The organism is Streptomyces sp. NPDC029041 (assembly GCF_040637515.1).
In the GTDB taxonomy this organism is placed as follows: Bacteria; Actinomycetota; Actinomycetes; order Streptomycetales; family Streptomycetaceae; genus Streptomyces.
Map to the genome: position 1 here is coordinate 1 of NZ_JBEZWO010000002.1, position 25,656 is coordinate 25,656.

The following is a 25,656-nucleotide window of genomic DNA, read 5'->3' on the forward strand; positions in this document are numbered from 1 at the left end:
AACACTCCGTGACCGTGTGCGGGTTGGCGGTCGGATGCCCGCTGTCGTACCCCTCCGTGTAGACGATGGTGGGGTCACTGGAGAAGCGGTAGACGTCGAACGAGCCTTGCAGTCCCGCGTGCGCACCAGCTGAGAAAGGCAGCACCTGAATGTTGATCCGAGGGTTGCTCTCGAAGGACAACAAGTGCGCGAGTTGCCCCCGCATCACCTCCCGGCCACCGATCTCCAAATGCAACGCGGCCTCGCTGAGGACCGCCCAGAAGACCGGCGGGTCCCCCTTCTTGAAGACGCGCTGCCGAGCGAGGCGAACCGCCGTACGGTCCTCGAGGTCCCTCTTGTGGAGCGCACCGAGCACAGCCCGCGCGTACCCCGGGGTCTGAAGCAGCCCGAGGACCATGTGCGTCTGGAAGGAGCAGACCTCCATGGCCTGCATCTCCAACTCCGCCACCTGCTGGAACCAGGCCGGAAGCCGACTTCGCAGCACCAGTTCCACGAGCCGGGAGAACATGCCGTCCGTCCCCAGCGCCGCATCCGCCCGTTCACTGAACTCCGGCGTCGGAACCTTGCGAGCCGTCTCGATCTGGCCCACCAGGGAGCCGGTGTAGTTGAGGATGTCTCCCAGCTGCCGCTGCGTCAGCCCGGCGGCCTCCCTGTGCCGCCGTAGCTCATAGCCGTAGTAGTCCAGCGGGGACGCACCCGGGTCGAGGGCGTTGATGTTGGTCACGCAGAGCCCCTCTCACGCAACCCCGCCCACCACGGGACGGGTTGTATCCGTTCCGTTGCCGAGAGTAGTCACCACACGTCAGCCTCGTCCCGTGAACGAATACTTTCCCGCCCAGTACTCGATGCGCCTCACCGTCGGTGAACACGCCCCCCGGCACATCCGCCGTATCGTCCGCTCCTTCCTGGACGAGTGGCGCATGCCCGAGCTGTCCGACGCCGTGGAGCTGGGGGTGACCGAGCTGCTCGCCAACGTCGTACGGCACGTCCCGGACCGCCGCTGCGCGCTGCTGTTGCTGCGGCAGCGCACGGGCGTACGGGTGGAGGTCACGGACGGCAGCGATGAACTGCCCCGCAGCCCGGACACGTTGGACGAGGAGTCCGAGAACGGCCGGGGGCTGCTCCTGCTGGACGCGATGGCCGACAAGTGGGGCGTGTCGCTGTGGTCGGGGGGCGGGAAGACCGTGTGGTTCGAATGCGGGCCCCGCTAACAGAAGGGTGCACCCGGCGCGTTGGCCCAGAAGGAGAGGAACGACCAGGTCTGCGCCCCGATGCGACCGTCCACGACGATGCCGGCACACTGCTGGAAGGCCCTGGTCGCGGCTTGCGTGACGCGGCCGAAGTCTCCGTCCTCGTCCAGGCCCGCGCCGATCGCCTGGTTCAGATAGCACTGGGCTTGCTGGACCGCAGCCCCCGACGATCCCAGCCGAAGGCCCGGCCGGCTGTCGGTGAAGTCGCAGATGTCGCGCGGCCCTTGGGTCACGAGGACTGTTGGACGATTCAACTTGTCCGCGTTCTGGGCCTGTTTGACCACGGCCGTCGAGGTTCCCTGTGATGACGCCACAGCCGGTGCTGCCGCGAGGGAAAGGGGAAGGGCCAGCGCCGCCACGGCGGTGAGAACACGTCGCATCCCGATCACCTCCAGAAAGGGTGCTCTTCCCTCTCATCGTGCGCGGCCCTCATCAGGGTTGCATCTTGGGCAGGTTGCACCGTCAACTTGTCATTGCGGTACGGCTGTTCGGGCCGATGTGCGTTCCCGCTCGGCCGCCGCGGCGGTGGCGGCCCGGGGGCCGGACAGCAGATACGTGAGCGCGAACCCCACCGCGACCACCACCGCTCCCCCCGCCGCGTCCAGCACCCAGTGGTTGCCGGTCGCCACGATCGACACCCCGGTGAGCAGCGGATGCAGCGCGCCCAGTGCCTTCACCCACCACCGTGACGACAGGACGGCGATCACGAGGCCGCACCACAGCGACCAGCCGAAGTGCAGGGACGGCATGGCCGCGTACTGGTTGGTCAGGTGGGTGAGCGTGCCGTAGTCGGGCTTCGAGAAGTCCTGGGTGCCGTGCACCGTGTCGATGAAGCCGAGCGTCGGCATCAGACGGGGCGGGGCCAGGGGGTAGAGCCAGAAGCCGACCAGGGCGAGCAGGGTGGCGAAGCCGAGGGCGGAGCGGGCCCAGCGGTAGTCGCCGGGGCGGCGCAGGTAGAGGACCGCGAGGACCGCGAGCGGCACCACGAAGTGGAACGACGTGTAGTACTGGTCGAGGAACTCCCGCAGCCAGCCGATCCCGACGACGGTGTGGTTGACCCAGCGCTCGATGTCCAGCCGCAGCATGCGCTCCAGGTCGTAGATCTGCATGCCGTGCTCCTCGGCCTCGGCGCGCCCCGCCGAGTTGCTGCCGCCGGTGGCGGCGAGGCGGACCTTGGAATAGGCGGCGTAGGTGACGCGCAGGAGGAGCAGTTCGAGCAGGAGGTTGGGCCGGCTGAGGACACGGCGCAGGAACGGCAGCAGCGGCACGTGCCGGAAGCGGGCCGGGGTGGCGGGCGCGTACGCGACCGGCAGCGGTGCCCGGTAGTACGGCGAGGAGCGGGACAGGAACGGCACAGCGGTGGCGGCGGCGAGGGCGGCCAGCAGGACGACGTTGTCCCGCAGCGGCCGCAGGAACGCCATGTCCGGCAGCAGCATCCGGGCCGGCAGGGTCATGACCAGGACGACGGCGACCGGCCACACGTACCGGTCCGACGCGCGCGTGCCGACCCGGCCGACGACCGTGAGCAGCACCCACAGCAGCTGGTGCTGCCAGGCCGTGGGCGAGACGACGATCGCGGCACAGCCGGTGATCGCGACGGCGAGCAGCGCACGGCCGTCGCTGAAGCAGCGCACGGCGCGGCGCAGGGCCAGCACGGTGACGGCCGCGCCGAGCGACAGGAAGAGCGCGATCTCCGCGGGGCCGTCCAGTCCGAGCCGGAGCAGGGCGCCGTGCAGGGACTGGTTGGCGAGGTCGTCGGCCCGGCCGCCGAGGCCGGCGCCCGCGAGGTGGTGGACCCAGTACTGGGAGGAGTCGTGCGGCATCGCCGCCCAGGCGAGGCCGGTGCAGGCGGCGAAGGTGACGCCGGTGGCGAGCGCGGCGCGTCTGCGGCCGGTGCACCACAGCAGGGGTGTGAACAGCAGCAGGGTGGGCTGGAGCGCCGCGGCGACGCCGATGAGCAGGCCGCTGACGGGCTGGCCGCGGACGGTGAAGCAGCCGAGCAGGACGAGCAGGACCGGGATGATGCTGGTCTGGCCGAGCGACAGGGTGTCGCGGACGGGCAGGGACACCATGAGCAGGCTGACGGCGACCGGCGCGGCCAGCAGTGCCGTGCGGCGTCCGACCGGCTGGGGCAGGGCGCGGGCGGCGGTCAGGCCGAGGGCGACGACGAGCAGGAGCGTGCCGAAGGTCCAGCCCCAGCCGAGGGTCTGTTCGGCCGAACGGGTGAGGGGCTTGAGGGCGAGGCCCGAGAAGGGCGTGCCCGTGAAGCGGGTGGAGTCGTACAGCGAGCCGTTCACATGGAGCACACCGTCGGGCCCGACCCAGGTCTCCAGGTCCGTCAGCCGCTCCCCGCGCGGGGTGGCCAGGACGGCGGCCACCTGCCGGGCGGCGAGGACGGCGGCGATCAGCCACAGCACGAGGCGGGTGGCGCGCAGGCGTGTGCGGACCCCGTCGACGGCCGTCGCTCCGAACCCTTCCGCCGGTCGTCCGCCGTGATCCGCCTTCGCCACGTCTCATCGGCCTTCCGCAGCAGTTCGTCCCACATATCCAGAATGCGTGGATTCTTCTGCGAACCCTAGGGGGATCACGCGACCCCGGAAAGGAAGGCGCGGGCCATCACGGACCATTGGCGACTGCACACGCGGAAGCGAGAAGGATCACATGAAGATCGGGTGGGAACCGCCGGGGAGAGGGCAGAAGAACCTGCACAGCGCCGGTTTACGTGCAGTGTGCAACGACTTCCGTACCGCCCGTGAGCGGAGCAAATCCGCCTATCGTCGCTCATTCGGCCCGTACGACAGCGCCGCCGCGCGGGACCGCGTCCTTGTCCCCGTCGAAAGGTAGGCGAGCGAGCCTTGTCGACTGCCTCAGTCGTCACCCCCGCTTCCCTCGTGAAGACCAGCAAAGCGAAGACCCCCGACCCCACCGTCACCGACCCCGCGCTCGTCAAGCGCGCCGTGAAGGCGGCCGCGCTGGGCAACGCGATGGAGTGGTTCGACTTCGGCGTCTACAGCTACATCGCCGTCACGCTGGGCAAGGTCTTCTTCCCCTCGGGCAATCCCACCGCCCAGTTGCTCTCCACGTTCGGCGCCTTCGCCGCGGCCTTCCTGGTCCGCCCCCTCGGCGGCATGGTCTTCGGCCCGCTCGGCGACCGCGTGGGCCGCCAGAAGGTCCTCGCCCTCACCATGATCATGATGGCGGCGGGCACCTTCGCGATCGGTCTGATCCCGTCGTACGCGACGATCGGTGTCGGCGCACCGATCCTGCTCCTGGTCGCCCGGCTCGTGCAGGGCTTCTCCACCGGCGGCGAGTACGCGGGTGCCTCCACGTTCATCGCCGAGTACGCCCCCGACAAGCGGCGCGGCTTCCTCGGCAGCTGGCTGGAGTTCGGCACGCTCGCCGGCTACATCGCCGGCGCCGGCCTGGTCACGATCATGACCGCCCTGCTCTCCGCCGACGACCTGACCTCCTGGGGCTGGCGCATCCCGTTCCTGGTCGCGGGCCCGATGGGCATCATCGGCCTCTACCTCCGGCTGCGCCTGGAGGAGACCCCGGCGTTCGCGGCCGAGGCGGAGAAGGCCGAGAACAACCGGCCGAAGACCCCGCTGCGCGAGATGGTCACCGGCCAGTGGCGCGCGCTGCTGCTCTGCGTCGGCCTGGTGCTGGTCTTCAACGTCACCGACTACATGCTGCTGTCGTACATGCCCAGCTACCTGACCGGTCAGCTCCACTACGACGAGACGCACGGCCTGCTGGTCGTCCTCGGCGTGATGGCCGTGATGATGATCGCCCAGCCGTTCGTCGGCGCGCTGACCGACCGGGTCGGCCGCCGCCCGGTGATCGCCACCGGCTGTGCCGGCTTCCTGCTGCTGTCCGTCCCGGCCCTGCTGCTGATCCGCCAGGGCAGCCTGCTCGCCGTCTCGCTCGGCATGGGCGCCCTCGGCATGCTGCTGGTCTGCTTCACGGCGGCGATGCCCTCCGCGCTGCCGGCGCTGTTCCCGACGAAGGTCCGCTACGGCTCGCTGTCGATCGGCTTCAACGTCTCGGTGTCCCTGTTCGGCGGGACCACCCCGCTCGTGGTCACGGCCCTGATCGGTGCGACCGGGAACATGATGATGCCCGCGTACTACATGATGGCCGCTGCCGTGATCGGTGGTTTCGCGGTGTGGCGCATGGCGGAGTCGGCGGGGCGTCCCCTGCCGGGTTCGGCGCCCTCGGTGGCGGGCCGACACGCCGAGTGAGATCCCGCTGACAGCGACCCGCGCACCAACTATCTTCGTCAGCGCCAGTAGTTAGGGATGCTAACTATGCTGACGAAAGGTTGAGGCGCATGAGCGAGTCGCACGTCTGGGACGAGGTCGACGCCTACTTCACCGCCCACCTCGCCCCGGACGACGAAGCCCTGGCGGCCGCCCTGCGCGACAGCGACGCCGCCGGGCTTCCGCACATCAACGTCGCCGGGAACCAGGGCAAGCTCCTCCAGCTCCTCGCCCAGATCCAGGGCGCCCGCCACATCCTGGAGATCGGCACGCTCGGCGGCTACAGCACCATCTGGCTGGGCCGCGCCCTGCCCTCCGACGGACGGCTGGTCTCGCTGGAGTACGACCCCCGGCACGCCGAGGTCGCCGTCCGCAACATCGCCCGCGCCGGTCTGGACAAGCTGGTCGAGGTGCGGGTGGGCCCGGCCCTGGAGTCGCTGCCCAAGCTGGCCGACGAGAACCCGCCCCCGTTCGACCTGGTCTTCATCGACGCCGACAAGGTCAACACCCCGCACTACGTGGAGTGGGCCATCAGGCTCACCAGTACGGGCAGCCTGATCGTCCTCGACAACGTCGTACGGGGCGGCCGGGTCGTCGACGCGGACAGCACCGCCCCGGACGTGACGGGCACCCGCAGCGCGATCGAGCTGATCGCCGCCCACCCGAGGCTGAGCGGCACGGCGATCCAGACGGTGGGGATGAAGGGCTACGACGGGTTCGCGCTGGCCCGTGTACTGGCGTGAGGCGCCGCCGTCACACCTCGTGGTAGAAGCCCACGTTGACGCTGCGCGGGGCGGTGCGGTCCTGGACGATGATCTCGCCGCTGCCGCCTCTGGGCAGCGGGACGGTCCCGCCGTACGTCAGGGGCTGGGCGTACGCCCCCGTCACCAGCCGCACTTCGGAGGACGGGTCGGGCTGGGAGCCGCGCAGCCAGCTGACCTGCCAGGTGCCCTCCGGCCCGCACAGGAACTCCAGGTGGACGCGGGAGACGAACAGCCAGTCGTCCGGCGTGCTCAGCCGGCACACGGACTTGTCGCGGCCCACCCGCAGCACCGCGCCCGGCTCGCTGGGCGCTTCGGCCATGAGCATGCCGGCCGTGGCACCGGCCTCCGCCTCCGCGACGGTGGCCATGGTGAGTTCGAGCACGTGCGCTCCTCCTGAGACGTCCTGGTGGGTCTGCCAGGTTCTTGGCCCGCCGCATGATAAAACGCCCGGCTGCGCGGTGTCCGGCACAATGGCCTCATGACCGAGCGAAAGCCACCGGGCGTCGGCTTCGAGTCCTGGGTCGACCAGCAGATCCGTGACGCGGAGGCACGCGGGGAGTTCGACCGGCTGCCGGGCGCGGGCGCACCGCTCCCCTCAGACGTCGAGAGCACCTACGACGAACTGTGGTGGGTCAAACGGAAGATGGCCCGCGAGGGCTTCTCCGTCCTCCCGCCGGCGCTGGCCCTGCGCAAGGAGGCGGAGGACGCGCTCCAGGCCGCGCTCGCGGCCCCCTCGGAGCGGATCGTCCGGAAGATCATCGACGAGGTCAACGTCAAGATCCGCGAGATGATGTTCAAGCCGCCGCCCGGCCCCCCGCTGGGAAAGAAGCCGTACGACGTCGAGGACGTCGTACGGCAGTGGCGGGAGCGCCGGGCGGATCGCTGACCGGGGGATCTCCCCCGGCTCACACGTGCAGCAGCCGTTCGGCCAGCTCGCGGTAGTCCTTCAGGGCCAGACGGAGCTGCTCGGTGTCGGCCGACGACACGGACCTGCTCTCGCCGCCCTCCACGGACTGCCAGGAGTGGCGCAGGGTGCGGCGGCGCTGCGTCACGGCCTCGGTGAAGCGGGCCGCGATCTCCTCCAGCACGTGGTCGGCCTCCTCGACGGCGGCCCGGGGCCCGTCGACGAACCCGGCGACGGCGTGCTGCAGCTGCGCGCCGAGCTTGTCGCACTCCTCGTGGGCGAGGAGGTGGGCCCGGTTCTTGGCGGAGCCGGCCTTGTCGTGGCCGGTGCCGTGGCCGGTGCCGTGGTCGCCGCGGAGCGCTCCGGACCCCAGCCGGTCCGCGTCACCCCGGTCCTCGTCACGCCGGCCCACGCCGGGCCGGTCCGCGCGCCGGTCCGTGCCGGGCACATCGGTGCCGTGCGTCGCGGCGCGGTCCGCGTCGGTGCCGTGCGTCGCGGCGCGGTCCGCGTCGGTGCCGTGCGAAACGCCGCGGTCGGTGTCGGGCCCGGGGGTGGCGCCGCGGTCGGTTCCGAGGCCGTGGCCGGTGCCGCGGGGCTGTTCCGGGCTCAGGGCACTCTCGTGACGGCCGCCCGTGTCCGGTGCGGTCGTGCGGCGGCCGGTGCCCAGCGCGCTCTCGCCGCGGGCGTCCGGGGCATCCGGCGTCTGGTCGCCGGGCGGTCGGGTCATGTCGGCCATTGCGCTCAACTCTCCTTCGCCTGACGTCGGTTCATCGCCCACGGCAGATGTCCGCCGCGGGCCGGGGCCTTGCGGCCGCCGTTCACAGCGGCGCGCTCACGGCCGCTGTCGTGCCGTCCGCCGGTGTGGCCGCCGCCGTCGTGGCGGGCCGGCTTCACCAGCTCCTCGAACAGGGCGCGGGCCGCGACAAAGGCCTCACGCATGTCTTCCGTGCCCTGGCCGCCGTCACGGGCGTCCTCCGCGCGCAGGTGCGCCGCGCGGTGCACGCGCCGGTAACCGTCGACGTGGTGGGCGTGGTGCACCGACAGCGCGGCCAGCTGTTCCTCGTACTGCCCGCCGCCCGGGAAGCCCCGGGCACCGGCGAGCTCGGCGAGCAGCCGGTCCGCCTCGGCGACGGCCTCGCGCGGCGAGTCGACGAACCGCTCCTGGGCGGCCGTCCAGCGCGCCTCGAACTGCTCGCGCTGCGCCGGCTCCAGCGACCGCTCACGCAGACCGCCGTGGCGCTCCACGCGCTCGGTCAGTTCACGCTCGGCCGCTTTGGCGTCGCCGTCGTGCCGGGCGACGGCCCGGTCGTACTCGGGTCCGAAGCGCCGCTTCAGGCTCGGGCCCCGCCGAGGCCCTCGGGCGCGCAGAGTCATGACGGCCGCGATGATGACGACCGCCGCGATCACGATCAGAGCAATGATCAGGCCAGTGGACATGAATGCCTTCCGGGTTCTCGGCCCAACCGGCTCTCCTCGCGAGCCGGTTCGCCCGTCGGGTGTCCCGAAAGCCCGTGTCCAAACGGCCCCCGGGCGCACGCGGGGCCCAACACGTGGCCGAAATTATTCGGTTGCGTGTCCGATGGGGTGGCTGCGGAGAATGCGGTCCGTGATGTGGACCGTGACGCCGGAACCGTACGACTCCCCGGTCGCCGCCGCCCTGTGGCGGGCGTACTACACCGAGGTCAGTGACCGCTGGTATCTGCTGCACGAGGGGCGGCGGACCGATCCGGCCGAGCTGGAACGGGAGATCGCCGCCCAGCCGGGTGCCGATCTCGCGCCGCCCGACGGCCGGTTGCTCGTCGCCCGGTACGGCGGTGAGCCGGCCGGCAGCGCGGGCGTACGGCTGTTGGACGGCGCGACCGCCGAACTCACGCGGGTGTTCCTGTACGAGGCGATGCGCGGCCGGGGCGGCGCCGCGCTCCTGGTCCGGGCCGCCGAGGACGCCGCACGCGCGCTCGGCGCCACCCGGATGATCCTCGACACCCGCGGCGACCTCGTCGAGGCCCGCGGCCTCTACGCCCGCCTCGGCTACACGGAGACCGGCCCGCACAACGACGACCGGTACGCGGAGCACTGGTTCAGAAAGGAACTGACCCGGACTCAGACCGGCTCCTGCGAGGGGCCCACCCGGTAGGGGCGCTCGCGACGCGATCCGCACAGTTCGCTGTTGAGCTCCCGCACGAGCTGTTCCAGGTCGGCCGGCCGGTCCGGCCCCCACCAGTCGCCGAGCAGCTCGGCGAGGGACTCCTCGCGGGCCTCGGCCAGCCGGCCGGCGACCTCGCGTCCCTTGGCGGTCAGAGTCATGTCGACGCCCCGGCGCACGGCGAGGCGGCGTTCCTCGGCCTGCCGGGCCGCCTCCATGATCACGGTCAGGGGCACGGGCATGGTGTCGGCCAGCACGCCCGGCTCCACGGAGCCGTACCGCCGCATCCGCAGCAGCAGCCAGCTCGTCGCGGGCAGCAGGTCGTAGCCCGCCCGGGCGGTGATCCGCCGGTAGATCTCGCGCCGCCCCGCGCGGGTGCCGAGCACCGACAGCGCCCGGCACACCTCGTCGTACGAGGACCGCTCGACGGGGTTGCTGGCCAGGGTCTCGCTGGCGTCGGGTGCGGTCACCGAGCCGCGCAGCCGGTCCTCCTTCAGGAACCAGGCCAGCACGAAGCCGAGGAGCGCGACGGGGGCGGCGTACAGGAAGACGTCCGTGATGGAGACGGCGTAGGCGTGCAGGGCCGGCGGGCGCAGGCCGGACGGCAGGGCCGCGATGCCGCGCGGGTCGGCCTCCAGCGTGTCGACGGAGGTGCCGGGCGGCAGCCGGGCGCCCCGGAAGGCGTCGGTGAGCTGCTCGCCGAGCCGGCCCGCGAAGACGGTGCCGAAGACGGCGACGCCGAAGGAGGCGCCGATGGAGCGGAAGAAGGTCGCGCCGGAGGTGGCCACGCCCAGGTCCGCGTAGGGGACGGCGTTCTGCACGATGAGCACGAGGACCTGCATCACCAGGCCGAGTCCGAGCCCGAAGACGAAGAAGTAACCGCTCAGCTCGGCGGTGGAGCTGTGCTCGTCGAGCTGGTGGAGCAGGAGCAGCCCGAGCGTGGTGATGCCGGTGCCGGCGATCGGGAACACCTTCCAGCGGCCGGTCCGGCTGACGATCTGCCCGGAGGCGGTCGAGGCCAGCAGCAGGCCCAGCACCATCGGCAGCATGTGCACGCCCGACATGGTCGGGCTGATGCCCTGCACGACCTGGAGGAAGGTCGGCAGATAGGTCATGGCGCCGAACATGGCGAACCCGACGACGAAGCTGATCACGGCGGCGAGCGTGAAGGTGCGCACGCGGAACAGCTTGAGCGGCAGGACGGGTTCGGCGGCCCGCCGCTCGACCGCCACGAAGGCGACGGCGAGGACGGCGCCCAGCACGGCGAGGCCGACGATCTGCCAGGAGCCCCATGCCCAGGTCGTCCCGCCGAGTGAGGCGACCAGCACCAGGCAGGTGGCGACGGCGGCGATGAGGAAGGTGCCGAGGTAGTCGATGACGTGCCGCTGCGCCCGGCGCGGGATGTGCAGGACGGCCGCGATCACGGCGAGCGCCACGACGCCGACGGGCAGATTGACGTAGAACACCCAGCGCCAGCTCAGATGCTGGGTGAACAGGCCGCCGAGCAGCGGTCCGAGCACGCTGGTCGCGCCGAAGACGGCACCGAACAGCCCCTGGTAGCGGCCGCGTTCCCGAGGGGGCACCAGGTCGCCGACGATCGCCATCGACAGCACGATCAGCCCGCCGCCGCCCAGCCCCTGCAGGGCGCGGAACGCGATCAGCTGGCCCATGTCCTGCGCGGCCCCGCACAGCGCGGATCCGACGAGGAAGATCACGATCGCCGTCTGGAAGAGCCTCTTGCGCCCGTACTGGTCGCCGAGCTTGCCCCACAGGGGGGTGGCGGCGGTCGCGGCCAGCAGATACGCGGTGACCACCCAGGACAGGTGGTCCAGCCCGCCGAGATCGCTGACGATCGTGGGCAGCGCGGTCGCCACGATGGTCTGGTCGAGGGCGGCGAGCAGCAGGCCGAGGAGCAGGGCGCCGATGGAGACCAGGACGTTCCCGGGCACCTGCTCCCGCAGGGCCGTGCCCGGGGGCGTCAGCGTGGTGGCGTTCCCGTCCTCGGCCATCCGTCCTCCCGCGTCTCCCGTGATGTTCTCCATCGTGACCGCTGTGGCCCGTTATGGCCTGCCGGGCCCTTTCGGAAGCCGTGCTTCCGGGGGCTGCTGGGCCGCGCTGTGGAGAAGTTCTGGATAATCTCTGGAGTTCGCGAGGGGAGGGAGGAACGCGTGGAACCGCCGAACGGCCACCCGTGCCCGGAGTGCGGCGCACCCAGACAGCGGGACAACACCCCCGCCTGCGCCTGCACCCACCGAGCCGCCGAGGCCCTGCGCGACGCCCGCACGGCCGAGGCTGCGGCAGCGGAGGACTTCGACCCGCTGCGGATCCGCCCGTACGTGGAGATCGACTCCACGACCCCGACGCCGCCCGCGGTCTCCCCGGGCGACGCGGGCGCGGACACCCCGGACTCCACCGACGCGCACGGCACCGCGACGCCCGCCGGTGGTGCCGCTCCGCCGCCCTCCCCCACCGACGCCACGATGCCCATGCGTCCGGAAACCCCGGACTCCACCGACGCGCACGGCACCGCGACGCCCGCCGGTGGTGCCGCTCCGCCGCCCTCCCCCACCGACGCCACGATGCCCATGCGCCCGGTCGCCCCGGACGCGACCGCCGTGCTTCCGGCCGCCACCGTCTCGATGGGCCCGACGCCCCCGGCTCCCGCCGCGGCCGAGCCGAGCGTCACCGACCTGCGCCTGTTCGAGGGAACCGCGCGGGCGGACAGCGGTGCGCGGAGGCCGGGGCGGCGGCGCACCCTGCTGCTCGCCGCCGCCGGTGCCTGTGTCGCCGTCGTCGCGGCGGCCGGGTACGCCAGTGGGCTGTTCTCGTACGAGAGCCCGTCCCGGGACACCGCATTGCCGGACGGCATCCGCGCGAGCGTGCCGGACGCCCCGTCGAGCAGTGCGGCGTCCGCACCCCCGGCGGGCGACGCCCCGGCGGCTCCCCCGGCCCCGGCGGCGCCGCGGCCGTCGCCGGCCCGGAGCGGGAGCCCGTCCGCCTCGCCGTCGCCGTCCGCGCCGAGCGCCTCGGCGAGCCCGTCGCAGTCGCCCTCCCCGTCGGCCTCACAGCCGTCCGCGGCGGCGACCGGCGCCGAGCAGGCATCCCCGGACAACGCCCGCCAGCAGGCCGGCCCCACCGTCCTGCGCCTCGGCGACCGCGGCCCGGAGGTCACCGAACTACAGCTCCGCCTGCGCCAGTTGTACCTCTACGACGACGACTCCGACGGCACCTTCGACGACCGCCTCCAGGAAGCGGTCCGCACCTACCAGTGGTCACGCGGCATCCAGAGCGACGACCTCGGCGTCTACGACCGGGAGACCCGGGCCAAGCTGGAGTCGGAAACTCGCGAGCCGTGACCGGCCCGGGCGTCCTACCGTGACGCCGTGACTACTCAGGTGATCGTTCTCAACGGCGGTTCGAGCTCGGGCAAGTCCGGAATCGTCCGGTGCCTGCAACAGGTCCTGCCCGATCCGTGGCTGGCCTTCGGTGTCGACTCGTTCGTCGACGCGCTGCCCGCGAGGCTGCGGGGCTCGGACGGCGGGATCACGTTCACGGCGGACGGCGGCGTCAGCGTGGGCGCGGAGTTCCGGGCTCTGGACGCGGCCTGGACCGAGGGCATCGCCGCCATGGCCCGCGCCGGCGCCGGGATCATCGTCGACGACGTCTTCCTCGGTGGCCCGGCGTCCCGGCAGCGCTGGGAGAGGGCCCTGACCGGTCTGACCGTGCTGTGGGTGGGTGTCCGGTGCGACAGCACGGTCGCCGCGGGGCGCGAGATCGCCCGGGGTGACCGGGTGCGGGGCATGGCCGCGTCACAGGCCCGTGTGGTGCACGAGGGCATGAGCTACGACCTGGAGGTGGACACGACACACACCGAGTCCCTGGAGTGTGCCCGCGTGATCGCGGCCCATGTGACGCGCTCGCCCTCTCCCTCCGGGTGAGCCGGGCGGTGACACGGGCAGCCGGGGCTCAGCCGATATGCAGGCGGATCGTCCCGTCGCCCACGGCCTCCACCCGCACCCGCGTGAGGTCCTCGGTCACGACGTCCGGCTCGTGGGCCGCGGCCCGGGGACCGATGCCCACCACCGTCATCCCGGCGGCGCGACCGGCCGCTATCCCGGCTCCGGAGTCCTCGAACACCACACAGTCGGCGGGGGCGATCCCCAGCTCGGCGGCGCCCTTCAGGAAGCCTTCCGGGTCGGGCTTGCTCGCCCCTACGGACTCCGCCGTCACCCGGACATCGGGCAGGTCCAGACCGGCCGCGGCCATCCGCGCCGTCGAGAGCGGCACGTCGGCGGAGGTCACCAGGGCGTGCGGCAGCCCCCGCAGCGAGGCCAGGAACTCCGGCGCCCCGGGGATCGCGACGACACCGTCGGTGTCGGCCGTCTCCTCGGCGAGCATGCGTGCGTTGTCGGCGTGGTTCTGCTCCATCGGCCGCTCGGGCAGCAGCAGCGCCATGGAGGCGTAGCCCTGCCGGCCGTGCACGACCTTCATGACCTCGTCCCCGTCCAGCCCGTGGCGTCCGGCCCAGCGCCGCCAGACGCGCTCGACCGAGGCGTCGGAGTTGACGAGGGTGCCGTCCATGTCCAGCAGGAGGGCGCGGGCGGTGAGCACGGCGGTGGCCGTCATCGGCAGCTCCAGGGCTCGGGGCGCGTTCCAGCGCGGGAGAGGGGCTGACGGCGGATCGCGACCGGCACCGCCCCGGGGGACAAGGCGGCCCCGCCCGCCGGTCAGGGAAAACGGGCGGAGGCCACTTTGTTCCTCCACGGTACAAAACAAGCCCGGCTTGCGCCAGGGGCCCCCACCGGACGTTCACGCCCTGTTCGGCCCGCCCGGGTCATCCGGTCACGGCCTCCCACAGGCTCCACAGCCCGAGCGCCAGCATCACCAGCGCCGCGATCTGCGTGATCAGCCGCAGCGGCACCTTCTTCATCAGGGCCTTTCCGCCGACGATGCCGATCCCGGCCACCGCCCACAGCGCCAGCACCGCGCCCAGGCCGACGGAGAGCGGGTCGTCGTAGCGGGCGGCCAGGTTCGCCGTCATGATCTGCGTGAGATCACCGAACTCGGCGACCAGGATGAGCATGAACCCGGCACCCGAGACCTTCCAGAAGGACTGGTTCTCCGGCTTGCGGACCTCTTCCTCCTCCTCGCCCTTCTTCAGCAGCAGCACCGCGGCCCCGCCCAGGAAGAGCACGCCCGTGAGGGCCTGCACGATCTGCTGCGGCAGCAGGGTCAGCACACTGCCGGCCGCGACGGCGAGCGCGACGTGCAGCGCGAAGGCGGCGGCCACACCGGCGAAGACGTAGGAGGCGCGGTAGCGGGTGCCGAGGACGAGGCCGGCGAGGGCGGTCTTGTCCGGCAGTTCTGCGAGGAAGACGACGCCGAAGACGACGGCCGTCACGGTCAGGCTGATCAAGGGTTCCTCAATCGGTCGGGGCCGCCCCACCGAGAGTGCTGGATCTTCGCACGCGGCACCTCGGCACGGCAGCACATCGGTACCCGCGCCGGGGGACGGCACGGGCGTGCACTGCTTTGCCGAAGGTCTCGCTGGCAGGTCCGGGAAAGGACCGGCCTCCGGGCGCCGGCTCAGGCGGGCTGAGCAGTATGTCGACGGTCCGGCGAAGAGCTACTCCCCTTCTGCGCCGCCCATGGTACGGGACGCGTTCGGAGTGGAAAGTTCCGCCTTGAATCTTGTCATGTCATGGCCGCGTCACTAACTTCTCACCGGACGCACATCTGCGCGTCACACGGCAGCGCGAGCATTCCCTCGCTCGCAAGCCAGCACCCCCTTCTCCCCAGGGAGTTCGCATGCCCAGGTTCTACGCGCGTCGACGGCTGAGCGTCGCCGCGGCGGCCACCGCGCTCATATCCTCCGTGGCCCTCTTCAACGCCCCCACGGCCTCCGCCGCCCTCCCCACCCCGGTCAGCGGCGCCACGGCCCGCTCCTACCTCGCCACCCTCACCGTGGCCGCCGAGAACCGCACCGGCTACAACCGCGATCTCTTCCCGCACTGGATCACCCAGTCCGGCACCTGCAACACCCGCGAGGTCGTCCTCCAGCGTGACGGCACCAACGTCCAGCAGGACTCCTCCTGCGCCGCCACCAGCGGCAGCTGGTACTCCCCCTACGACGGCGCCACCTGGACCGCCGCCTCCGACGTCGACATCGACCACCTGGTCCCGCTGGCCGAGGCCTGGGACTCGGGCGCCGGCTCCTGGACGACGTCCCGCCGCCAGGCGTTCGCCAACGACCTCACCCGCCCGCAGCTCATCGCGGTCACCGACAACGTCAACCAGGCCAAGGGCGACCAGGACCCGGCCACCTGGATGCCCTCCCGGACGGACTACCGCTGCACCTACGTGCGCGCCTGGGTGCAGGTGAAGTACTACTACGGCCTCTCCGTCGACTCGGCCGAGAAGTCCGCGCTGCAGAACCACCTCGCGAGCTGCTGACACGCTGACGTAGTGCCGGGACCTCCCCTCCGGCCTCCGTCGCTGCGTACCGTACGGGTCGACGGAAAGGGGAACGACATGAGCGCACTGCGCCTCGGACCGCTGCTGAGGTACACCGACGGCTCGTCCGCCACCGTGTGGGTCGAGACGAGCCGTCCGTGCACCGCCGAGGTGCGCTGCGCCGACGGCGCCGGCGGCACGGCCCGCAGCTTCCAGATCGCGGGCCACCACTACGCGCTGGTCCCGGTCACGGGCCTCACGGCCGGTACGACCACGACCTACGAGGTACTCCTCGACGGCACCCGGGTGTGGCCGCTGCCCGGCTCACCCTTCCCGCCCTCGGCGATCCACGCGCCCGGCCCGGAGGGCGGCCTCGACGTGGCCTTCGGCTCGTGCCGCTGGGCCTCCCCGCCGGCGGGCGGCGACGACCCCGTCGGCCCGGACGCCCTGGACGCCCTCGCCACCCGCCTGGCGGCCGACCCCGACGGCGAGCGGCCGCACGTCCTGCTGCTGCTCGGCGACCAGGTGTACGCCGACGAGACCTCCGACTCCACGCAGCGCTGGCTGGCGGGCCGCCGCGACGTGAAGGAGGGGCCGGGCAGCGGGGTCGCGGACTACGAGGAGTACACCCACCTCTATTACGAGTCGTGGCTCGATCCGCGCATCCGCTGGCTGCTGTCCACCGTGCCCAGTTTCATGATCTTCGACGACCACGACGTGATCGACGACTGGAACACCTCCGCCGCCTGGCTCGCCGACATGCGCTCCACCGGCTGGTGGCAGGAGCGGCTGCTGAGCGGCCTGATGTCGTACTGGGTCCACCAGCACCTCGGCAACCTCTCCCTGGAGGAGCTGGCGGCCGACCCGGTGTACGAGGCGGTGTGCAAGGCCCCCGACGGCACCGACGTGCTGCGCGCCTTCGCCTCCCGGGCCGACGCCGACGCGGCCACGGTCCGCTGGAGCTACCGGCGCGACTTCGGGCGGGTACGCCTGGTGATGGTGGACAGCCGGGCCGCCCGGGTCCTGGCCGAGGACGAGCGCGCGATGCTCGACCCGGGCGAGGAGGCCTGGCTGCGCGAGCAGGTACGGGACACCGAGGCCTACGACCACCTCCTGATCGGCACCTCGCTGCCCTGGCTGCTGCCGCACCTGGTGCACGACGCCGAGGGGTGGAACGCGGCGCTGTGCGGCGGCGAACGCGGCGAGCGCTGGGCGCGGTTCGGCGAGAAGGTGCGACGCGCCGCGGACCTGGAGCACTGGTCGGCGTTCCCCGAGTCCTTCGCGGGACTGGCGGAGCTGATCGCCGAGACGGGCTCGGGGCCGGACGCGCCGGCGACGGTGTGCGTGCTGTCCGGGGACGTGCACCACGCCTACATCGCCGAGCCCTCGTGGCCCGGCCGGGATCCGGACGCCCGGATCGTGCAGCTCGTCTGCTCCCCCGTCCACAACTCGGTGCCGCTGTCGATGCGGCTGGCCTTCCGCATCGGCTGGAGCGCGATGGCGCGGGGCCTCGGCCGCGTCCTGGCCCGGCACGGCCGGCTCCCGAGCCCGCCGGTCGGCTGGCGCAAGACGGGCGGCCCCTGGTTCGGGAACCAGCTCATGACCCTCACCCTGCGCGGCCGCTCGGCCCGGCTGCGACTGGAACATGCCAAGGCCCGCGAGGGGGCGGGGCCCCGCCTGACGACGCTGCTGGATTCGGAGCTCGCCCCGTAACCGCACCGTTCCACCTGTTTGTCGCGCTGCGCTGGGGATGTCCCTGATGTTCGTGAGGCATCCCACAACAACCGTCAATCCTTTCCCACGAAGCCCGGTGCCCCTCCCCGGCGACGGCATGATGAGGCGGACCGTCCGCTTCCTGCCCGGCGGACCGCCGAACGCGCCCCCCACGCCCGGGAGTCCCACCGTTGTCTGCGTCGCACGAGGAAACCCGAGAAACCGCGGAAGCCCAGGCACCCGAGGAGCCCGTACGGGCCGGGCGCCCCGGCCCGGCCACGAGACCCGAGGATGTCTCCGTCGCCCTGGTCGGCGCCGGGCCACGCGGCACCAGCGTCCTGGAACGCCTGTGCGCCTCCGCTCCGGAACTCCTGCCGCCCGATGTCCGGCTGACGGTCCATGTGATCGACCCGGACCCGCCGGGCCCCGGCCGTGTCTGGCGCACCGCCCAGTCGCCCGAGCTGCTGATGAACACCGTGGCCTGTCAGGTGACCCTGTTCACCGACGACAGCGTGGACTGCTCGGGTCCGATCCGCCCGGGCCCGAGCCTGCACGAGTGGGCGGGCGGCCGGCTGGGCCCGGACGAGTACCCGGCCCGGGCCGACTACGGCCGCTACCTGGAGTGGGTGTTCTCCGAGGTGGTACGGCAAGCGCCGCCTTCCGTACGGGTGGAGACCCACCGGGCCCGGGCGCTGCGGCTCGACGACACCCCCGGTGACCGCCAGGCCCTCGCCCTCGACGACGGCCGCACCCTGACCGGCCTGTCCGCGGTGGTGCTGGCCCAGGGGCATCTGCCGAGCACCCCCGGCCCGGATCTGCTGCGGCACACGGCCCACGCCGCGCGGCACGGCCTGCGTCACGTCCCGCCGGGCAACCCGGCCGATGTCGACCTGTCCTGCGTCCCCCCGGGCGAGCCCGTGCTGCTGCGCGGCCTCGGCCTCAACTTCTTCGACCACACGGCCCTGCTGACGACCGGCCGGGGCGGCCGTTTCGTACGGGTAGCCGAGGGCCTGCGGTATCTGCCCTCCGGCCGTGAGCCGCGGCTCTTCGCCGGTTCCCGGCGCGGCGTCCCGTACCAGGCACGCGGCGACAACGCGAAGGGGCCGTACGGCCGGCACGTCCCGCTCGCCCTGACGCCGGAGGTGATCGCCGGGTTCCGCAAGCGCGCGGACTCCGGGGAGGCGCCCGATTTCCTGGCGGAGATATGGCCGTTGGTGGCCAAGGAGGTGGAGACGGTCTACTACGGCGCGCTGCTTCGGCGGGCCGCGGCGGGTGCGGGGCTCGAGCGGGAGTTCGCCGACCGCTTCCTCGCCGTCCCGCACGGCGACCCCCGGGAGGCGCCGCTGCTGGCGGAGTTCGGGGTGCCGGACGCCGAGCGGTGGTGCTGGGAGCGGATCGCCCGCCCGTACGCCGGGCGGGACTTCGGGCATCCCGGCGCGTGGGACGACTGGCTGCTGTCGTATCTGCGTGAGGACGCCGCGCAGGCCGCCCTGGGCAATGTGCACGGCCCGCTGAAGGCGGCGCTGGACGTGCTGCGCGACCTGCGCAACGAACTGCGGCTGGTCGTCGACCACGCCGGTCTGGCCGGCGCCTCCCGCCGCGACCATCTGGACCGCTGGTACACACCGCTCAACGCGTTCCTGTCCATCGGCCCGCCGCGCCGCCGCATCGAGGAACTCGCGGCGCTGGTGGAGGCGGGGGTGGTGCGGGTGCTCGGGCCGCGGATGCGGGTGACGGAGGAGGACGGGGGCTGGGTGGCGCACTCCCCCGACGTACCGGGGTCGGCCGTCTCTGTGAGAACCCTCATAGAGGCCCGCCTGCCGGAACCGGACCTGCGGCACACCGCCGACGTCCTTCTGGCCGGCCTGTTGCGCAGCGGGCAGTGCCGACCGCACTCCATCGACGGTTATGAGACAGGGGGGTTGGACGTCACTCCGCGCCCCTATCGCCTGATGGATCGTCAAGGTATTGCACACACAAGGCGGTTCGCGTTGGGTGTGCCGACAGAAGGCGTGCACTGGGTGACCGCCGCGGGAGCCCGGCCAGGAGTGGATTCGGTCACTCTTTCGGACGCGGATGCGGTGGCGAGAGCCGTTCTACGTGCGGCTGGGGCCGGGATCAGGCCTCAATCGGAGGTAAAGCAGTGGCCAAATGTTGAACTTGCAAGCATCAATTAGGCGCACCTAACGTGGGCTACTCCGCGGTATCCGTCCCCGACCGGCCTCCCCAGGGCCGGCCAACCGAAGGAGTGACCCCCCACATGACCGCTCGCCTCAACGGCGCCCAGCCGTATGCGCTCGGACTGTTCCGGATCGTCATCGGCCTGCTGTTCGCCTGCCACGGCGCCGTCGCGCTCTTCGGCGTCCTCGGCGGCGTGGACGGCAAGGGCGGCACCGCCGCGACCGGCGCCTGGCCCAACTGGTACGCGGCCGTGATCGAACTCGTCGGCGGCATCCTGGTCCTGCTGGGCCTCGGCACCCGCATCGCGGCGTTCATCTCGTCCGGCGCGATGGCGTACGCGTACTTCAAGGTCCACCAGCCCCAGGGCCTGTGGCCGATCGAGAACAGCGGCGAGGGCGCGGCCATGTACTGCTGGGCCATGTTCCTGCTGATCTTCACCGGCTCCGGCGCGTTCGGCGTGGACCGGCTGCTGGCCAAGCGCACCTCGACGCAGCAGCAGCGCTCCGCGGACCAGACCCCGGTGGTCGCCTGAGCCGCCCGGCCCGTCGGACACGACAGCGGCGCCTTCCCCGAGGGGGAGGCGCCGTTCCGTCTGCGGCGACCCGCTGCCCGGGCAAGGCGGGCCGCATGCACACATGTGCTGACAACTCTGGACAAGCCACGGCGAGGTGAACAGTCCGCACCGAACGTATGAGCCCCCCGTGAACCGCCCGTCACCCCCCGGCGTACGCTCTATGGCTGTCATGGCCACTCCTGCCGCTCCCCCCGCGCCATCGCGGCACGGTCTGGCCCACGGGGGAGTCACGGGGAGTCGCGGTGCTGGAGCAAGTGGGGTTGCCGATCGGCAGCCCGTGGATCTACGCGGTGGTGGCCTTGTCCGTCCTGCTCGACGTGTTCCTGCCGGTGCTGCCCAGCGGTGTCCTGGTGATCACGGCGGCCACGGCGGCGGCAGCGGGCACCGCGAACGACGTGCCCGACATCCTCGCCCTGACCCTCTGCGCGGCCACCGCCTCCGTGCTGGGTGACCTGGCCGCCTACCGCCTCGCCTGGCGGGGCGGGGCCCGCCTGGACCGGGCGATCTCCCGCTCCCGGCGGCTGAGCACCGCCCAGGAACGTCTCGGCGCGGCCCTCGCCCGGGGCGGCGGCGCCCTCGTCGTCGTCGCCCGTTTCGCTCCCGCGGGCCGCTCGGTGGTCTCCCTCGGCGCGGGCGCCGCCCACCGCCGCGCCCGCGACTTCCTGCCCTGGTCGGCCCTGGCCGGCTTCACCTGGGCCGTGTACAGCGTCGCCCTCGGCTACTTCGGCGCCCACTGGCTGGGGGCGACCTGGCTGGCGACGGCGGTGTCGGTGGGGGCGCTGTTCGGCGCCGGGGCAGGAGCGGCCTATCTGATGCGGCGGGAGCCCCGGACGTCGTAGTCCGGACTCCGGCTCACCCCACCCCGACCACCACGACCTGGAAGCGGCTGAGACATTGACGACGACGGCGTCGCGGGAAGCCTCCCGAACGGAACGGATCACTTCCGCCGCCAGGCGGCATCCACGCGCGATGCTGTGGGCCGCGGCCGGCGTGATCACTCTCGGGTTCCTCGTCGCCCTCCAGATCACCGCGTACCGCCTCGGCATACCGGGGCCGATCACCACGCAGGCGCGCGAGGTGGTCCACGCCCCCAAGTCCGGGTTCCTGCTGTACGCCAGCCTCGCACTGACGATGGTGGTGCTCACCTGGCGGCAACGGCTCGTCGCCCTCGGCACCGCGATCGGCATCGACCTCGTGTTCCTGCTGGTCCGCTGGGCGACCGGCACCTATCCCGACGAGGGCCACCCGTTCGGCAACGGCGCGCTGTGGGTGATCCTGGGCGTCGGGGTCATCGCCCTCGCCCGCCGCACCGGAGCGGAGCGCGTCCTGCTGCTGAAGGGCGTGGGGCTCGGCCTGCTGCTGGTGACCGGCCGCAAGACCGGCGACACCTGGCTGCTGATCACGTCCAAGACGCGCCCGCTCGTACTCGACCCGTACATCGCCATGGCCGACCACGCGCTGGGCAACCCCTCGTGGCTGGCGGGCCGGCTCCTCAGGGCGAGCGGCCCGGTCGGCGAGCACGCCCTCGACTACGTCTACGCCCAGCTCGCGGTGGCCGCGGTGTGCGTGGCGCTGTACCAGCTGCGCAACGTGGTGGCCGAGCAGCGCTTCCCACGCCACCACCTGGTGCGCACGTTCCTGCTGATCGGCGTGCTCGGACCGGCCGTCTACATGATCTACCCCGTCGTCGGGCCGATGTTCGCCTACGGGCCCGAGGGCGGGCACTGGGCGGTGGCCGACCTGTGGCCCGACACGCTGCCGCCGGTCACCACCCCGTACGCCGTGCCGTTCGACGGGATCACCCCGCGCAACTGCATGCCCAGCCTGCACACGGCGTGGGCCACCACGATCTTCATCCACTCCCGCCGGGGGCCGCGCGCCCTGCGGCTCGCCGGCACGTTCTGGCTGATCGCCACCCTCGCCGCGACGCTGGGATTCGGCTGGCACTACGGCGTGGACCTCATCGCCGGCGTGGTGTTCGCGTACACGGTGGAGACGGCGCTGCGCACGTACGATCGCGGCTGGGACCGGGCGGGTCTCCGGCTGGTCGGTTACGGGACGGTCGTCTTCGCGGCGCTGCTCGCGTCCTACCGCTTCCTGCCGCTGGAGATGGCCGCGTACCCGTGGCTCTTCGCGCCCCTGCTCCTGCTGGCGATGGCCTCGGTGGTCCACGGCTACCGCCGGACCACCAGGCTGTGGGAGGCACCGTCCATCCCGGCACCGCGCCCGGAACCACAGCCCGAACCAGCGGTCTGAGCCGCCGGGCACGGGCCCGGCCACGTCCCGCCCCGCGCCCCGGGCCCGGCCGACCCGCCTGCCGCGCCCGGCCTCCGGCCTGCTCGCCCCAGCACGCCGAATCCGGCCGACTCGCCGCGCCCGGCCTCCGACCGGCTCACCCTCCCCCGCCCCGACTCCGGCCAGCTCGCCCCAGCACGCCGAATCCAGCCGACCCGCCGCGCCCGGCCGCCGACCGGCTCACCCTCCCGCGCCCCGACTCCGGCCTGCTCGCCCCAGCACGCCGAATCCGGCCGACCCGCCCGCGCCCGACCTCCGACCGGCTCACCTCCCGCGCCCCCGCTACGGCCAACTCGCCCCAGCACGCCGAATCCAGCCGACCCGCCCGCGCCCGACCTCCGACCCGCTCACCCTCCCCCGCCCCGACTCCGACCGGCTCACCTCCCGCGCCCCCGCTACGGCCAACTCGCCCCAGCACGCCGAATCCAGCCCACTCGCCGCACCCGGCCTCCGACCCGCTCACCCTCCCCCGCCCCGACTCCGGCCGGCTCACCCCAGCACGCCGGGTCCAGCCCACTCGCCGCACCCGCACCCGCTCCGGCTCCGGCTCCGGCTCCGGCTCCGGCTCCGGCTCCGGCTCCGGCTCCGGCTCCGGCTAGGCAGTTTCTCTCGGATCATCGCGCTGACCAGATGAGGATGGCTGCGACGTGGAGCCCGGCCAGGTAGACGATGGCGGTCTTCTCGTAGCGGGTGGCAATCCCTCGCCACTGTTTGAGGCGGTTGATGCACCGCTCGACGGTGTTGCGCTGCTTGTATGCCTCGCGGTCGAAGGCGGGCGGCCGGCCGCCGTGGCTGCCCCGACGGAGTCGGTGGCCCTGCTGGTCGGCTGGGACCGGGATGACCGTCCGAATCCCTCGCCGTCGCAGGTGTTCGCGGATGGCCCGGGAGGAGTACGCCTTGTCGGCCAGAACCATGTCAGGCCGAGTCCGGGCACGCCCGACACGGCGGGGGACGCGCAGTCGTGCCATCACTTCGGTGAAGGCGGGCGCGTCGCCGGCCTGTCCGGCCGTAACCACGAAAGCCAGCGGCCGGCAGTTGCCGTCGGCGGCGAGGTGGATCTTCGTGGTCAACCCGCCTCGGGAGCGGCCGATGGCGTGGTCCGCTGGCTCGTCGGCTGGAGCCCCCTTTTGCGGGCTCCAGCCGCATGCTGATGTGCCCGAACGACCGTGGAGTCGACGGATACCACCCAGCTCAGGTCCTCATCGGCGTCCGCCTGGGCCAGCAGGGTGGTGAACACTCGCTCCCAGGTCCCGTCGATCGCCCAGTTCCGCAGACGGCTGTAGGCGCCTTTCCACGAGCCGAACTCCGCAGGCAGATCCATCCACGGCGATCCCGTCCGGTACTTCCAGGCGACTCGCGTCGATCACCTGCCGGTGATCACGCCATCTTCCCCCTCGGCGGGGAGTCCGGTCCGGCAACAGGGGCTCGATCCTGGTCCACTGGGCGTCGGTCAACACGCTCAATACAACGAGGGGCCGACTGTGCCGCAACGCCTCAGAACCCAGCCATGGACTTGTCGAACATTCCGCCCAGCGCACCGTAGACGCTACAGCGAACCGAGTGCTTCGCCCTGCGACGCAGCGCGAACCCCACGATGAACGACGACGCGAAGAGACCGCCGAGGACCGTCGCTACGAGCGGGTTGTAGACCAAGTACACGAAGCACGCGACTCCGGCCCAGACCAGGATCGGCAGGAGTGAGCCGCGCAGCACCGTCCCGAACCTGATCCGGTCCGGCCCCGACGGCAGCACGCGTTCTTCCCACACCTCGATGTGGTTCCTGGTCACACAGTGCTCAGGTCGCATGAAGCCATCACACCACCAACAGCTCGGGTCTCGTTCAGTGATCCGTAAGAAACTGCCTAGCTCGCCTTCCGTGTCCCGGCCCCGCGGACCTCGAGGCCGTCCAGCAGCTCGGCCGTGGCCTGGGCGATCGCCTCCACGGCGCGGTCGAACACCTCCTGGTTGTGAGCGGCGGGGGCGCGGAATCCCGAAACCTTCCGCACGTACTGCAGGGCGGCAGCGCGCACATCCGCCTCGGTGGCCTCTTCGGGCATCGCGGGCGGGCGCAGCGTCTTGATACTCCGGCACATGCCCCCAGTCTCACCCTTCCGGCCCCCGTACGACAGCGACGCCTGCCATGATCGCTCCGAGGCGGCCACCGTCCCGGGGCCGACCGACGAGAGGAACCGTTCATGGCGAACGAACTCACCGTGGCCGTCCTGGGCCCCGGCGGCGTGGGCGGTCTGCTCGCCGCCCTGCTCTCCCGCACCGGCCACCGTGTGATCTGCCTGTCCGGCGAGAAGACCGCCGAGATCCTGCGCACGGACGGCATCCGGGTGCGCAGCGACCGCTTCGGCGACTTCACGGCCCGCGTCGAGGCCGACACCGAGCTGCGCGAGCCGGTCGACGCGTGCCTGGTCACCGTCAAGCACACGGCCCTCGACGCCGCCCTGGACCGGGTCCCCGCGCCGGTGCTGTCCGACGGACTCCTCGTGCCGTTCCTGAACGGCGTCGAACACCCGGCGGCCCTGCGCGCCCGCCACCGGCCCGACCGGGTGGCCCCCGCCGTGATCCGCGTCGAGTCGACCCGCGTCGCTCCGGGCGTCGTCGAACACGGCAGCCCCTTCGCGGAGATCGACCTGACCGGCACGGGCGTACCCCGGCCCCGCCTCGACGCCCTGGCCGAAGTCTTCACCGCGGCCGGTCCGGCCACCCGCGTCCTGGAGGACGAGACGGCGGCCCTGTGGGCGAAGATGTCGTTCCTGGCGCCGTTCGCCCTGCTCACCACGCGCTACGGCCTCCCCCTCGGCGAGGTCCGCACCCGCCACCGCGACGAGCTGACCGCCCTGGTGGAGGAGACGGCCGCGATCAGCCGCGCGTGCGGCGGCCCGGCGGACCCGGCCCAGGCGCTCGCCCGGTACGACGGCTTCCCGCCGTCCATGAAGTCCTCGATGCAGCGCGACGCCGAGGCCGGCCGGCCCCTCGAACTGGACGCCATCGGCGGCGCGTTGCTGCGCGCGGCCGAGCGGCACGGGATTCCGGCTCCGGTGGCGGCCCGGGTGGTGGGCGAGCTGCACACGTTCGCATGAACCACAGGAAGGAACTCGCCTGCTAAAT

25 protein-coding genes and 1 pseudogene are annotated in these 25,656 nt (G+C 72.3%); 14 read left to right on the forward strand and 12 right to left on the reverse strand.

Annotated features, from left to right (window positions below; genetic code table 11):
• On the reverse strand, window positions 1–724 hold a 724-nt coding region (locus AB0F04_RS03570), incomplete at its 3' end, for a helix-turn-helix transcriptional regulator (protein WP_362037364.1).
• A 91-nt stretch (window positions 725–815) separates the two neighbouring features.
• On the opposite strand from AB0F04_RS03570, the gene AB0F04_RS03575 reads away from it, so the two are divergent.
• The gene (locus AB0F04_RS03575) at window positions 816–1,211 is read left to right on the forward strand and encodes an ATP-binding protein (protein WP_362037365.1); all 396 of its coding nucleotides are present in this window, start codon (window positions 816–818) and stop codon (window positions 1,209–1,211) included.
• Here AB0F04_RS03575 and AB0F04_RS03580 read toward each other — a convergent pair.
• Window positions 1,208–1,630 carry a peptidoglycan-binding domain-containing protein gene (locus tag AB0F04_RS03580; protein ID WP_362037367.1) on the reverse strand — a complete coding sequence of 141 codons (423 nt, stop codon included), beginning with the start codon at window positions 1,628–1,630 and terminating at the stop codon, window positions 1,208–1,210. The two genes, AB0F04_RS03575 and AB0F04_RS03580, sit on opposite strands and share 4 nt — an antisense overlap.
• Window positions 1,631–1,720: 90 nt before the next feature.
• A complete protein-coding gene (locus tag AB0F04_RS03585; RefSeq protein WP_362037369.1) occupies window positions 1,721–3,760 on the reverse strand; it encodes a phosphatase PAP2 family protein in 2,040 nt (679 codons plus the stop codon).
• A 381-nt stretch (window positions 3,761–4,141) separates the two neighbouring features.
• On the opposite strand from AB0F04_RS03585, the gene proP reads away from it, so the two are divergent.
• Window positions 4,142–5,491, forward strand: coding sequence for a glycine betaine/L-proline transporter ProP (proP, locus tag AB0F04_RS03590; protein ID WP_362037371.1), 1,350 nt, complete (start codon window positions 4,142–4,144; stop codon window positions 5,489–5,491).
• 89 nt (window positions 5,492–5,580) lie between these two features.
• Window positions 5,581–6,252, forward strand: coding sequence for an O-methyltransferase (locus AB0F04_RS03595; RefSeq protein ID WP_362037373.1), 672 nt, complete (start codon window positions 5,581–5,583; stop codon window positions 6,250–6,252).
• Window positions 6,253–6,262: 10 nt separating this feature from the next.
• Here AB0F04_RS03595 and AB0F04_RS03600 read toward each other — a convergent pair whose 3' ends face one another.
• Complete coding sequence (locus AB0F04_RS03600) at window positions 6,263–6,655, reverse strand: hypothetical protein (protein ID WP_362037375.1); 393 nt, start codon at window positions 6,653–6,655, stop codon at window positions 6,263–6,265.
• A 96-nt stretch (window positions 6,656–6,751) separates the two neighbouring features.
• Between AB0F04_RS03600 and AB0F04_RS03605 the strand changes: the two genes are divergently transcribed.
• Window positions 6,752–7,159: a DUF1992 domain-containing protein gene (locus tag AB0F04_RS03605; protein WP_362037378.1), complete on the forward strand. Its 408-nt coding sequence runs from the start codon at window positions 6,752–6,754 to the stop codon at window positions 7,157–7,159.
• A gap of 19 nt (window positions 7,160–7,178) precedes the next feature.
• On the opposite strand, the gene AB0F04_RS03610 is transcribed toward AB0F04_RS03605, so the two are convergent.
• Both AB0F04_RS03610 and AB0F04_RS03615 read right to left on the reverse strand, forming a co-directional pair.
• Entirely contained in the window at window positions 7,179–7,787 is a 609-nt protein-coding gene (locus AB0F04_RS03610; protein ID WP_362038635.1) for a hypothetical protein, read from the reverse strand.
• Between the two features lie 131 nt (window positions 7,788–7,918).
• Complete coding sequence (locus AB0F04_RS03615; protein WP_362037380.1) at window positions 7,919–8,614, reverse strand: hypothetical protein; 696 nt, start codon at window positions 8,612–8,614, stop codon at window positions 7,919–7,921.
• Window positions 8,615–8,774: 160 nt separating this feature from the next.
• On the opposite strand from AB0F04_RS03615, the gene AB0F04_RS03620 reads away from it, so the two are divergent.
• On the forward strand, window positions 8,775–9,311 hold the full coding sequence (locus AB0F04_RS03620) for a GNAT family N-acetyltransferase (RefSeq protein WP_362037383.1): 537 nt from the start codon (window positions 8,775–8,777) through the stop codon (window positions 9,309–9,311).
• Here AB0F04_RS03620 and AB0F04_RS03625 read toward each other — a convergent pair.
• Entirely contained in the window at window positions 9,278–11,329 is a 2,052-nt protein-coding gene (locus AB0F04_RS03625) for an MFS transporter (RefSeq protein ID WP_362038637.1), read from the reverse strand. The genes AB0F04_RS03620 and AB0F04_RS03625 overlap by 34 nt on opposite strands.
• 159 nt (window positions 11,330–11,488) lie before the next feature.
• On the opposite strand from AB0F04_RS03625, the gene AB0F04_RS03630 reads away from it, so the two are divergent.
• Window positions 11,489–12,676, forward strand: a complete 1,188-nt coding sequence (locus AB0F04_RS03630; protein WP_362037385.1) for a peptidoglycan-binding protein — start codon at window positions 11,489–11,491, stop codon at window positions 12,674–12,676.
• Window positions 12,677–12,703: 27 nt separating this feature from the next.
• Window positions 12,704–13,258: a chloramphenicol phosphotransferase CPT gene (gene cpt / locus AB0F04_RS03635; protein ID WP_362037387.1), complete on the forward strand. Its 555-nt coding sequence runs from the start codon at window positions 12,704–12,706 to the stop codon at window positions 13,256–13,258.
• Window positions 13,259–13,286: 28 nt separating this feature from the next.
• Here cpt and AB0F04_RS03640 read toward each other — a convergent pair whose 3' ends face one another.
• Both AB0F04_RS03640 and AB0F04_RS03645 read right to left on the reverse strand, forming a co-directional pair.
• Window positions 13,287–13,946, reverse strand: a complete 660-nt coding sequence (locus AB0F04_RS03640) for an HAD-IA family hydrolase (protein ID WP_362037389.1) — start codon at window positions 13,944–13,946, stop codon at window positions 13,287–13,289.
• A 208-nt stretch (window positions 13,947–14,154) separates the two neighbouring features.
• Window positions 14,155–14,736, reverse strand: coding sequence for a TMEM165/GDT1 family protein (locus tag AB0F04_RS03645; protein ID WP_362037392.1), 582 nt, complete (start codon window positions 14,734–14,736; stop codon window positions 14,155–14,157).
• A 392-nt stretch (window positions 14,737–15,128) separates the two neighbouring features.
• Between AB0F04_RS03645 and AB0F04_RS03650 the strand changes: the two genes are divergently transcribed.
• The 6 genes from AB0F04_RS03650 to AB0F04_RS03675 all read left to right on the forward strand — a co-directional run bounded on the left by AB0F04_RS03650 (window position 15,129) and on the right by AB0F04_RS03675 (window position 22,497).
• A complete protein-coding gene (locus tag AB0F04_RS03650) occupies window positions 15,129–15,773 on the forward strand; it encodes an HNH endonuclease family protein (protein WP_362037393.1) in 645 nt (214 codons plus the stop codon).
• A 78-nt stretch (window positions 15,774–15,851) separates the two neighbouring features.
• Window positions 15,852–17,486, forward strand: a complete 1,635-nt coding sequence (locus AB0F04_RS03655; protein ID WP_362037395.1) for an alkaline phosphatase D family protein — start codon at window positions 15,852–15,854, stop codon at window positions 17,484–17,486.
• Window positions 17,487–17,791: 305 nt separating this feature from the next.
• Window positions 17,792–19,663 carry an FAD/NAD(P)-binding protein gene (locus AB0F04_RS03660; RefSeq protein WP_362038639.1) on the forward strand — a complete coding sequence of 624 codons (1,872 nt, stop codon included), beginning with the start codon at window positions 17,792–17,794 and terminating at the stop codon, window positions 19,661–19,663.
• An 83-nt stretch (window positions 19,664–19,746) separates the two neighbouring features.
• Window positions 19,747–20,199, forward strand: a complete 453-nt coding sequence (locus AB0F04_RS03665) for a DoxX family protein (protein WP_362037397.1) — start codon at window positions 19,747–19,749, stop codon at window positions 20,197–20,199.
• 284 nt (window positions 20,200–20,483) lie between these two features.
• A complete protein-coding gene (locus AB0F04_RS03670) occupies window positions 20,484–21,080 on the forward strand; it encodes a VTT domain-containing protein (protein ID WP_362037399.1) in 597 nt (198 codons plus the stop codon).
• A 130-nt stretch (window positions 21,081–21,210) separates the two neighbouring features.
• Window positions 21,211–22,497, forward strand: a complete 1,287-nt coding sequence (locus AB0F04_RS03675; RefSeq protein ID WP_362037401.1) for a phosphatase PAP2 family protein — start codon at window positions 21,211–21,213, stop codon at window positions 22,495–22,497.
• Window positions 22,498–23,150: 653 nt separating this feature from the next.
• On the opposite strand, the pseudogene AB0F04_RS03680 reads toward AB0F04_RS03675, so the two are convergent.
• The 3 genes and pseudogenes from AB0F04_RS03680 to AB0F04_RS03690 form a co-directional block, all read right to left on the reverse strand.
• Window positions 23,151–23,999 (reverse strand): annotated as a pseudogene (locus tag AB0F04_RS03680) (IS5 family transposase).
• Window positions 24,000–24,030: 31 nt separating this feature from the next.
• Window positions 24,031–24,342 carry a hypothetical protein gene (locus tag AB0F04_RS03685; protein WP_362037403.1) on the reverse strand — a complete coding sequence of 104 codons (312 nt, stop codon included), beginning with the start codon at window positions 24,340–24,342 and terminating at the stop codon, window positions 24,031–24,033.
• Between the two features lie 56 nt (window positions 24,343–24,398).
• Complete coding sequence (locus tag AB0F04_RS03690) at window positions 24,399–24,629, reverse strand: DUF2277 domain-containing protein (RefSeq protein WP_362037405.1); 231 nt, start codon at window positions 24,627–24,629, stop codon at window positions 24,399–24,401.
• A 102-nt stretch (window positions 24,630–24,731) separates the two neighbouring features.
• On the opposite strand from AB0F04_RS03690, the gene AB0F04_RS03695 reads away from it, so the two are divergent.
• Window positions 24,732–25,628: a 2-dehydropantoate 2-reductase gene (locus tag AB0F04_RS03695; protein WP_362037408.1), complete on the forward strand. Its 897-nt coding sequence runs from the start codon at window positions 24,732–24,734 to the stop codon at window positions 25,626–25,628.
• Window positions 25,629–25,656: the final 28 nt, after the last annotated feature.

Bases quoted from the DNA above. Each gene is read 5' to 3' on its own strand.
- AB0F04_RS03615 (WP_362037380.1), bottom strand. From the start codon at position 8,614: ATGTCCACTGGCCTGATCATTGCTCTGATCGTGATCGCGGCGGTCGTC.
- AB0F04_RS03695 (WP_362037408.1), top strand. From the start codon at position 24,732: ATGGCGAACGAACTCACCGTGGCCGTCCTGGGCCCCGGCGGCGTGGGC.
- AB0F04_RS03685 (WP_362037403.1), bottom strand. From the start codon at position 24,342: ATGCGACCTGAGCACTGTGTGACCAGGAACCACATCGAGGTGTGGGAA.
- AB0F04_RS03675 (WP_362037401.1), top strand. From the start codon at position 21,211: ATGCTGTGGGCCGCGGCCGGCGTGATCACTCTCGGGTTCCTCGTCGCC.
- AB0F04_RS03640 (WP_362037389.1), bottom strand. From the start codon at position 13,946: ATGACGGCCACCGCCGTGCTCACCGCCCGCGCCCTCCTGCTGGACATG.
- AB0F04_RS03650 (WP_362037393.1), top strand. From the start codon at position 15,129: ATGCCCAGGTTCTACGCGCGTCGACGGCTGAGCGTCGCCGCGGCGGCC.
- AB0F04_RS03665 (WP_362037397.1), top strand. From the start codon at position 19,747: ATGACCGCTCGCCTCAACGGCGCCCAGCCGTATGCGCTCGGACTGTTC.
- AB0F04_RS03620 (WP_362037383.1), top strand. From the start codon at position 8,775: ATGCGGTCCGTGATGTGGACCGTGACGCCGGAACCGTACGACTCCCCG.
- AB0F04_RS03625 (WP_362038637.1), bottom strand. From the start codon at position 11,329: ATGGCCGAGGACGGGAACGCCACCACGCTGACGCCCCCGGGCACGGCC.
- AB0F04_RS03605 (WP_362037378.1), top strand. From the start codon at position 6,752: ATGACCGAGCGAAAGCCACCGGGCGTCGGCTTCGAGTCCTGGGTCGAC.
- AB0F04_RS03690 (WP_362037405.1), bottom strand. From the start codon at position 24,629: ATGTGCCGGAGTATCAAGACGCTGCGCCCGCCCGCGATGCCCGAAGAG.
- AB0F04_RS03580 (WP_362037367.1), bottom strand. From the start codon at position 1,630: ATGCGACGTGTTCTCACCGCCGTGGCGGCGCTGGCCCTTCCCCTTTCC.
- AB0F04_RS03655 (WP_362037395.1), top strand. From the start codon at position 15,852: ATGAGCGCACTGCGCCTCGGACCGCTGCTGAGGTACACCGACGGCTCG.
- AB0F04_RS03595 (WP_362037373.1), top strand. From the start codon at position 5,581: ATGAGCGAGTCGCACGTCTGGGACGAGGTCGACGCCTACTTCACCGCC.